Source organism: Micromonospora sicca (genome assembly GCF_003172935.1).
GTDB lineage: Bacteria > Actinomycetota > Actinomycetes > Mycobacteriales > Micromonosporaceae > Micromonospora > Micromonospora sicca.
In genome coordinates this window covers 1-1,432 of the sequence record NZ_QGKS01000043.1, presented here as the reverse complement: position 1 = coordinate 1,432, position 1,432 = coordinate 1, and the positions used below count along the sequence as shown (strand labels likewise).

Here is a 1,432-nt window from a genome sequence, read left to right as displayed (position 1 = left end):
CTCCCGGCTCCCCGGCAGCAGCCGCACCATCCCGCACCTGGGAGCCCCGCACCGTGGGCGCGCAACATCCCGCAGGTGGCGGCCTCAGAACGGGAGAAGGCAGCAACCTTCCACAGCCGGTGTGGATCTTGGATGGGGCCAGCGTCTCTGGTTTCCTATGTGATCCTCAGCAAGCCGGGCATCCCGCGGGTACTAGCGTCCCTGTGGGTGACGGGGGTGGCGTGTACGTGGCGGTGGAAGCCGCGGCCGAGGACTGCCCCGCGAACCCTGTGAGGGTGTCGCGGGGCGGTGGTGGGAACCGTGTGCGGCACCTGGCGACCGGGCCTTGAGGGGTTGGTCTCCTGGGGTGTCCGTCCCGCCGGACGCTTGCCGGCAGGCCCCGCTGTGGGGTTTGCCGGGGCGGGAACCTGCCGTCGCATGGGCAGCAGGCGTGAAGTCTTGACCGGTCGGGTCTGCTTCGGGGTGGGTTTGGTCTTGCGTCGATCCCGCACCCGTCTGGTGGTGGCGGTTCGGGTTGGTCGACGCGTCCGGTGACGCACTGGTGTGTCGGTGGCTGTCCGGATCGCGGCGTTGCCGCTGCGGTCGCGGCGGGTCTTGGCCTGGTTGGCGAGGCCGCGGGCGGCGATGCGTTGCGCGGCGGCGTGGTCGCGGTCCATTGACAGGCCGCACGAGCAGGTGGCCCACCGGTATCCGGCCACGTTCCGGTCCGGTGTCTTGACGTGCTTGATCGGGCCGTCGCAGCGGGGGCAGCCGGACGAGGTTCCACGCGCCGGAACGGTGACGACTGCGATACCGACCTTCGCGGTGAGGTGAGCGATGGCGGTGAACACGGTGCCGCGTACGGCGCCGGAGAGTCGCCGGTTGAGGCTGCGTGAACCGCCGCGCCCTTCGAGGGTGGCGAGGTTCTCGACGTAGATGACGGTGGCCCCGTGCGCGGTGGCGTGGTCGACGAGCCACCGGGCCGCGGACCAGGCAAGTGCCTGGTTGAGATGCCGGATCCGGGCGCACACCGCCACGTGTTCGGCCTGCAGGCGGGCAAGCTTCACGGTCAGCGCCGGATCGGCGTGGGCGAGGCGGCCGTCAGCCAGCCGGGACATGAAGTCGTCTAACAATTCCTCGACCCCACCGGCCGAACCCTTCGAGTGGAGCACCTCCACGCTCACCCCGTCACGGGCCAGCAGAGCCGTCAACCACGCCATGCCGAAACGGGCCAGCCGGTCCTGTGGACCACCCTCACCACAGTGAACTCGCCGGCCGCCGCACAGTCACAGGATGAACGCCGATGAATTCAGCGACCGGACCCAGCCGCAGCAACGACATGATCGAAAAAATATCACATACGATCGCGTAGCTAATCAGCCAACAGTTGCACACCCTGGCGGACCGCAGGCGGGAGTCGCCCCGGCGTGGAGGGTCAGGCGGGGTGGGGGTC

The 1,432-nt window shown here is 69.4% G+C and carries 1 protein-coding gene; it reads right to left on the bottom strand.

Translation table 11 applies throughout. From position 1 onward, the window contains the following. Window positions 1-155 precede the first annotated feature (155 nt). Window positions 156-1,190 (bottom strand): zinc ribbon domain-containing protein, encoded by a 1,035-nt coding sequence (locus DKT69_RS00280; protein WP_161557734.1) that lies wholly within the window; start codon window positions 1,188-1,190, stop codon window positions 156-158. Window positions 1,191-1,432 lie beyond the last annotated feature (242 nt).